General features: G+C 36.1%; 3 protein-coding genes. 1 reads left to right on the top strand and 2 read right to left on the bottom strand.

Going from position 1 to position 8,740, the window contains the following annotated elements; all coding sequences use genetic code 11:
- The coding region (locus tag VB740_RS15740; protein ID WP_416289938.1) for a zinc ribbon domain-containing protein at positions 1–197 on the top strand (197 nt) is incomplete at its 5' end.
- Between the two features lie 38 nt (positions 198–235).
- Here the strand turns inward: VB740_RS15740 and VB740_RS15735 are convergent.
- Both VB740_RS15735 and VB740_RS15730 read right to left on the bottom strand, forming a co-directional pair.
- Positions 236–2,275 carry a response regulator gene (locus VB740_RS15735; RefSeq protein ID WP_323200910.1) on the bottom strand — a complete coding sequence of 680 codons (2,040 nt, stop codon included), beginning with the start codon at positions 2,273–2,275 and terminating at the stop codon, positions 236–238.
- Positions 2,272–8,361 carry an AAA family ATPase gene (locus VB740_RS15730; protein WP_323200909.1) on the bottom strand — a complete coding sequence of 2,030 codons (6,090 nt, stop codon included), beginning with the start codon at positions 8,359–8,361 and terminating at the stop codon, positions 2,272–2,274. Before VB740_RS15730 ends, VB740_RS15735 begins: the two co-directional genes overlap by 4 nt.
- Positions 8,362–8,740: the final 379 nt, after the last annotated feature.

Genomic DNA, 8,740 nt, shown 5'->3' with positions numbered 1-8,740 from the left:
CCCTTTACCCCAAACCCGATTCCGAGTTAAAAATGCTTAACCGAAAAGTATTGACTAGAACCCACGTTTGTAGGTGTGGTTGTGTCATGGATAGGGACGAAAACGCAGCTAGAAATATCCTTAGTCGAGGATTGGGTACTGTAGGGCATACAGGAACCTTTGCGCTAGACGCAAGCAAGCAACGCTTGGGGAGATGAAACCTCTACTCTTGTTGGTGCAAACCGGCAAGAGCAAGTTATGTCTTAGATTCAAGAATCCCCGTCTCTTTAGAGCGGGGAGTGTCAATAGGTGCAATATATAAGTTTGGGTTTGTGGATTTCTGCACAAGAATACTGTGTAAAGTCTGCAATAACTCCTTAGTCGCATATGGTTTAGCAATAAACTTTTTAACTCCAGGTATCTTAGCCAGTTTCTCACTAACGTTCAGACCGCTAACAGCCACAACCTTGACCTGGGAATTAATTTTTTGCAACGTAGTGATAGCAGTTGCACCATCCATTAAGGGCATCATCATATCCATCAACACTAGGCTTATTTCGTCTTCGTGTTGAACATAAAGCGCGATCGCTTCAATCCCATTACTAGCTGTCAGTACTCTGTAGCTGTAAACTTCTAATAATATTTTAGTAGTTTCTAAAATTCTGGTTTCGTCATCAACAACTAAAATTAATTCTCCATTACCTTTAAATAACTCCAGGTCTTCTACTAGGGGCGTTTTTGCTACTTCCACTGCCGGCAAGCAAACTTTAAATTCCGTACCTTTGCCGACTTGACTAGTCACACTTACAAAACCACCATGACTTTGGATGATACCTTTGGCGGTAGACAAACCCAATCCTGTACCTTTGCCAATCTCTTTAGTGGTAAAAAACGGCTCGAAGATTCTATCGATAATCTCTGAACGCATCCCCATGCCTGTATCTGCAACAGTAATAGCAATGTAAGGACCAACATGGGCATCCAGATTCAGGCGTGCATAATGTTCATCAATCAAGAGATTTTCCGCAGAAATTTCGATATGTCCACCTTCGGGCATAGCATCACGAGCATTAACTACTAAGTTGATCAGTAGCTGATGTAGGTGCGTTGCATCGCCAATTACAGCCCAAAGTTCAGGCTGAATATGCTCTGTCAATTCAATCGATTTAGGAAAAGTCTCTTGGACAATTTGCTGAATTTCTGAAAATAAATGGTTCATTTGCACAACAGTACGTTGACCATCAATTCCTCGAGCAAATTGCAAGACTTGCTTGACTAAAGCAGCCCCACGTTTAGAATTATTTTCTATAGTTTTTAACATCTGTTGATTACGCTCATCAGTATCGGGCATTTTCATCTGTAACAATTGTGCTGTCGTTAAAATCGGAGTCAGTATATTGTTCAGGTCATGAGCTATGCCACTAGCTAGGGTGCCAATACTTTCTAGACGTTGCGCCCGGAGAACTTGAGTTTCTAAATGCTTTTTTTCGGTAATATCAGTATTTACGGTTAAAATCGATATTGCTTGCCCGTTGCGATCGCGCATTAAAGTCCAACGACTGGCAACAATAATATCTTGCCCTTTTTTATTAACCTGGTGTAATTCACCATGCCAGAAACCAGACTTAACTATATTTGCATAAATATCCTGGATTTGAGACAAGGTTTCTGGTAGATATAAAATTTGTTTAACATTCTTACCAATTACTTCCGTAGCTTTCCAGCCATACAAATGTTCTGCTCCTTGGTTCCAGAAACGGATTTGATTGTCAAAATCTTTGACAAGAATTGCATCGCTCGTAATATCTAGTAAAGCAGCTTGTTCGCGGATTTTTTCTTCTACTTGTAGGCGTTCAGCAATTTCACTCTCCAAGCGTAAATTTTGTTCTTGCAGGGTTTTTGTCAGAGATCGCAACTTGAGATGGAGTTGAATTCTAGCTAAAACTTCTTGGTGTTGAAGCGGTTTGGTGAGATAATCGACTGCACCCAGTTCAAAGCCTTTAACTTTATCCACGGTTTCGGAAAGTGCAGTCATAAAAATGATCGGAATATCTTGGGTTAATCCACTCTTTTTCAGCAACCGACAAGTTTCAAAACCGTCCATTCCCGGCATCAGGATGTCTAACAAAATTAAGTCTGGTGGGGCATATTCGGCTCTAGCGATCGCACTTTCGCCGTCTTCAGCAATCAAAACCGTAAATCCAGCTTTGCCTAAAAAATCAAAAAGTACTTCTAAATTGATAGGAGTGTCATCAACGATTAAAATGACACTAGATTTATTAGAATCATCTTTCATATAGCCTCAAAATACTTTTTAAGAAACTCTAATATTTGTTTGCCTTTAAAACCTTTAGCCAGTTGATATAAATGATTAGCAAAAGGCTGCAACTCCTCATCTGTTTTTTCTAGTTCTACAGATCGTTCAGCAATGCTTATTAAATCACCCCGCATAGCCAAATCTAGTAAAATTGCCAGTTCGCTTGCTGAAGGAGGTATAATAGGAGCCTGAGATGTTAAGTGTAAACTATTAGTAAGACTTTTGTTTTCGTTTTTTATCTTTTTTGCCTTACCTTGATCTTCATATACCCATTCTAACCCTAAGTGAACCTGTAACTTTTCTAAAAGTTCTACTCTTTGGATTGGTTTTGGCAGAAAACCATCACACCCTACTTTGCGACTTTCTTGTTGATTAAATTCAAAGACACTAGCTGAAATAGCAATCACTATCACTTCTTGAAAGTTTTGCAAGGCTCTGAGGCGACGCGTAGCTTCAAATCCATCCATTTTTGCCATTACCAAGTCCATAAGAATCAAGTCTGGCTGAAATTCAGGAACTTTGTGAAGGCAATCTAAACCATCAGTTGCTTCTAAAACTTCAAAACCCAAAGGTTTTAAGATATTAACCAATACAGAACGATTTTCCCATTTATCGTCCACTACAAGAATTTTGCGTTTAGGTCCTAAAAAACCAATGATGTTAAGTTCATTAGCATCAATTCTAGTATATTGAAAAACTTCTGGTAATTCCAAATCTAGCCAAAAAACACTACCTTTACCTAATTCACTCGTAACATATAATTCACTTCCCATCATTTGAACTAATTGGCGGCTAATAGTCAAACCCAATCCGGTTCCTTCTATCTTCAAGCTATCTTCACCTACTTGCTTGAAAGGTAAAAATATCTCTTCTAATTGCTCTGAGGCAATACCAGTTCCTGTATCTTCTACTTGGAATCTAATTTTGGAGTTTGATAATTGACCTGCCAGGCTACCTGTATTTATTATCCAGTCTCTACTATCTTGATTTACATAGCCTACTTTAAAAGTAATGCTACCTTTTTTTGTAAACTTAATTGCATTACTTAGTAAATTAATTAAAATTTGACGTAAACGTTTATTGTCGGCGCAAACTAAACTAGGTAGTGGATATAAAGGGCGGTAAATTAAACTGATTCCCTTATGTTCAGCCCGAATCCGACAAATTTCTACTATTCCTTCTAAAAAAGCTGATAAATTAAACTCTTGTAAGTAAAGCTCCATTTTCCGAGCTTCTATTCTAGAGATGTCTAAAATATCATTAATCAATGTTAGTAGATGTTCACCACACTGATGAATAATATTTACGCCATTCCTTTGCTGAGAAGTTAAAGATGTATCTGTCTGGAATATTTGAGTATAGCCCAAAATACCATTGAGTGGGGTTCGGAGTTCATGACTCATGTTAGCGAGAAATTCACTCTTGGCACGGTTGGCAGATGCGGCTATTTCTTCAGCTTTTTGCCGTTCGCTAATTTGCTGTTGTAATTCTAAGTTTTTATCTTGTAATTCTAGAGTGCGCTCTTTAACTTTTATTTCTAACGTCCGATTATATTCTTCTAAATCATTATAAAGACGAGCATTTTCTAATGAAATGGCTGCTTGTGATGATAAAAGTTGTAAAATTTCTAATCGTTCCGGTGTAAATGCCCCAGAAATCAATTTATTTTCTAAGTAAAGGATACCAAACAGCTTACCTTGATGAATAATTGGGCTACATAAAATAGATTTTGGTTTGTGCTGAACAATATAGCTATCTGTCGTAAATCTTTCCTCACGTGTAGCATCGTTAATTACAACATGTTCCTGAGTCCGATGCACATAATTAATTATATATATAGGTAATTGCTGACTCATTTCTACAGATATTGATTGCTGCACATTTATTTCAGTTTGACCAAATCTACCTGAAGCTTCTATGAATAAATTACCTGATCTCTCTAAAATTAGAAATCCTGTTTCTGCGCCAGCATTTTCTAGTACAATTTGCATTAATTTAGCTAGCAATTTTTCAAAAACTATTTCACCAGAAAGTGCTTGCGAAGCTTTGATAAATGTTGCTAAATCAAAAGGTTTACTAATACTTGAATTTAAAGATTGAGCAAGTGAGCTTTGATTAGGGCTGTACGTTCTTTGCTCTAACAGACGACGGGCAAAAATTTGGGGATATTTTATTTCTAAATCTTTAAGCTTTGCTGTTGCTCCCCAGCGCATATATCCATAGTAAGCATCAGCGAGATAAGCCTGAGCTACTTTTTCTCTACCGCACTCAAAATAAAACTTTGCTGCTAGTTCATTGGCAAGAGCCTCTTCTTGGATGTATCCTTGTTCCTTAGCTCCACCAATGGCTCGGTCATAATATTCCATTGCTTGCCAATATTGACCTAATACTCGTGCTTTCTCTGCTTCTACCAGATCATATTTATGCTGAAAGTTCATGGGTGCATGGTCTGCCCATTTTCGCATTTTTTGTTGATTAATTTTCACCTTGTCTAAAAGATTTTCTTGAGATCCGAATGAAGCCGATGGATAGATTGCAAGTTGTGCTAGAGAATCGTAGAAATGGAATAATGGCACATTTAACCAGCCCGTCACTCCATCTAAATACTGTTCCGCTTTGATAGAATTTTCTACAGCTTCAGTAAATTCACCAAATAGATAACATAAAATTAATTTATTAAGAAATACATAATGTATTACTGTTCTCTCGTTTGATTTGATGTGCAGTTTTAATAATTCATCTTCATTGTAAGATTCACCAATTAAACGGCAAGGGTTTTCAGATAATCCTATTAAATTCAAAACTGTTTGGTGAAATACTTGATGCCATTTCAGGGCAGTCTCTTGATGGATTTGAGCAATCAGCTTACTATATCTTGCCATTTCCTGTTCTAGGCTTTTTAATTCCGAACCACTCCAGTATGAATATTGACACTTCTTACTAGCTGAATATCCAGTATGTACCAAATCCCCAGAGTCTAATCCGCTAGAGTAAGCATCTTGTAAAAGTGGTAAAGTATCTCTAACATGATGCTTCCAATGGATTAGAAAAGTTGATACTTTAAATAAAACTTGGCTTCTAACTTCAACAGTATCTAACCGCTCTAATAAATTTAAAGCTAATTGTCCAATTTTATAAGCAGCTTCAATATCTTGTGATAAGCCGCTAAAAACCACTCCATAATCAGCAAAACCGCTAGCTGAAAAAGGCGTATTTCCATTTTTAATAGATAAATTTACTTCTTGGCAAGCCATCAAAATAAATAATGCAGGTGCAGATTGATAGGCAGCAGGAACTAAACTTGATATAAGGCTCATAGCTGCTAGCTTGTGAACGTCTGTCATTGAAGGCAAATTTATTAAATCTTCTATTTCTTTGCCTGCTAAATTGTTTGTAGTTTCTTGAATAGCTTGCTGAATATCTAATGCAGTTGGCGACTGATTGAGTTTTACTCCCAACATTTCCAGAACTTTTAGCCCAAGCTGCACTGCTTCAATTAATTTTCTTTGGACTTCACAACTTTTGATACGCAACTCATAAACTTTGACTTTTTCCAGTTGCGTTTTAGCTTGTTGTAGCACTATTTCAGCTAATATCTCCATTTGCTCAAAGTCACCGCTAAGAAATGCCGCTTCTGCTGCCTCCTGATACAAAGTTAATGTAAGTTTATATTTCTGATTCCAACTAGAAGCTGTCAATAGGCTCAAAGCTATCTTAAAATAGCGCATAGCTGACTCATAGGCTGCTGCTCCTTTTGCTTTCTGCCCCGCTATGAGATTGAGTGTAGCTAACTCATATTTCTCTGACTTTGAAGTTAATAAATCTATGCCATAGTTTAGGTGATTTACTAAGTCAAATATATTTTCTTTTCGCTCTTCAATCGAACTTTTTTGGAGAAGTAATTGCCCAATTCGCAGGTGAGTTTCTTTTTTTTTAATATCTGGAATTAAAGAATAAGATGCTTGCTGTACACGGTCGTGCAAAAACTTGTATGCAATTATTTTCTGTTCTTGCTCGATTAGCTCTATTATCAGTTGTTCTTCTACCTGCTCACTAACAACCAAAGGTATTTTATAAGACGAGTCTATAGGTAAAATTAAACCTACTTGCAGAGCCTCCCATAGTTCTTTAGCCGTTTCTGACAAAGATTTTTGGTTAACAGTACTTAGAATATCTAAACTAAATTTATCGCCAATGCAAGCAGCTAATTTTAAAACTTCCTGTGTTGTTGGTAATAGTTTTTGAATTTGATTAACCATTAACTCAACGACATTATCAGTAATATCAATGTCTTTGATAGTTTCAATATCCCACTGCCAAAAGCCTGTATTAAAGTTAAAATATAACAAGTTATCTTGGTAAAGTGATTTAAGCAACTGAGTTACAAAAAATGGATTTCCTTGCGTTTTAGTAAAGACTAAATTAGCTAGGTTATCTGAATTTATTAGGCAGCTATGCAGTGTATCGTTGACTAACTGATTGACATGAAAAATCTCCAAAGGTTGGATAACAATATTATTGACATTTGCACTAGATTTTTTTAATTCTTTTAGAGTTAGTATTAATGGATGAGTTGGACTTACCTCGTTATCTCTATATGCTCCTATTAGTAAAAAATATTTACTCTCAGGGTCACTAATCAGCAGTTGAATTAGCTTAAGAGAAGCTGAGTCTGCCCACTGTAAATCATCCAAAAAAATTACTAGTGGATGTTTGGCTTGAGAAAATACATAAATAAGTTGTTGAAATAATCGATTAAAGCGATTTTGAGTTTCGTTAATTCCTAGCTGTGGTATTTCAGGCTGAGAACCGATGATTTTTTCAAGATCAGGAATAAAGTCAATAATAACTTGACCGTTGACACCAACCGCTTCTAAAAGTTTCCTTTTCCAGTTTGTTAGCTTTTCAGAATTTTCTGTTAATATCTGTCGCATTAATTCTTGAAAAGCCTGAATTAATGAAGCATAAGGAATATTACGTTTATACTGATCAAACTTTCCAGAAATAAAATAACCACGCTGCCGAATGATAGGTTTATGAACTTCATTCACTAACGAAGTTTTACCAATTCCAGAATAACCGTTAACTAGCATTAACTCAGTTGCGCCAGCACTAACACGCTCAAAGGCATTCATCAATTCCCCAACTTCTCGTTCTCGACCGTAAAGTTTTTGGGGAATAAGAAAACGGCTAGATAAATCAAGTTGACCAACAACAAAATTTTCAATTTTACCAGTCGTTTCTAGTTGATGTAAACATCCTTCTAAATCAGCTTTTAATCCCAAAGCATTTTGATATCTTTCCTCAGCAGTTTTAGCTAATAATTTCATCACAATATCGGAAACTACTATCGGGATTTTGGTATTTAATTCGTGAGGCGGGAGTGGGATCTTAGCAATGTGTGAGTGGACTAATTCTAAAGGGTCATCTGCGACAAAGGGAAGCTTGCTAGTTAGCATTTCATAAAATGTGACTCCTAATGAGTAAAAATCAGTTCGATAGTCTATTGAGCGGTTCATTCTCCCAGTTTGCTCAGGCGAAATATAAGCTAGGCTACCTCCCAGCAAATTAAAATCATTAACTATTTGATTTTCTCTAGATAAGCGTGATGCAATGCTAAAGTCAATAATTTTTATTTGACCTGTGTTGAGATTGATGAGGATATTATGAGGTTGAATATCTTTATGAATAAGATTATTTTGATGTAGCTGATATAGTGTTGCAGTTAATTGAATAGCAATTTGCAAAAAATTGTTTAGTTCCAAATTAGGCGTGCTAATAATATCTGTAAGCGTCTCTCCTTCAAAATCTTGCAAGATAAGTGCTACACCATTTTGTGTACTTTCTAAGCCTAGAGGTTGAATAGCTCCTTCTATCTGCAAAGATTGTAGTATTTGATACTCGTGCTTGACGTGGGCAATTTGTTCTCTAGTGGGATACTCAGCTTTTATAGTTTTGATAATTACTGAGGTTTGTTCTGACTCTTTAAAAGCACGATAAAGGCAAGTATTTATACCATCATGAATAATTTTGATGAAGTTGTAATCGGCAAGGTTAATACTCATGTTTATATTGCCACTTGAGTGAGCTAAATTCTCAAATTAGCTACAAAAAACTTATTGTGGTACTAAAAAGAATTATTTATAAATGTTTAACTGCTTGGTGCGAATAATTACAAGCTGCTTGTGATCGGTTATTGCTCGTTTAAGGGTCAATAATCTTACCTACCCACTCTACTATCGTTATTTGAAATTTTTGTGATGTTAAGTGTCGATTTTTAATTTCTATTGCTATGAGATTTATATCAATTTTAAATCCTACTGCGATTTAAATTGGAAATTATTATTAATTTTTGACATATTACAGCACTTTGCAACTAAATGAGGTGTGGAACCAAGGATTTACAAATCAAATTATTCTTCTTCCTCCTGCCTCCTGCCTCAA

The organism is Nostoc sp. UHCC 0251, assembly GCF_034932245.1.
In the GTDB taxonomy this organism is placed as follows: domain Bacteria; phylum Cyanobacteriota; class Cyanobacteriia; order Cyanobacteriales; family Nostocaceae; genus Nostoc.
The sequence above is the reverse complement of the archived record's forward strand: the minus strand, read 5'-3'. Positions and strand labels throughout refer to the sequence as shown.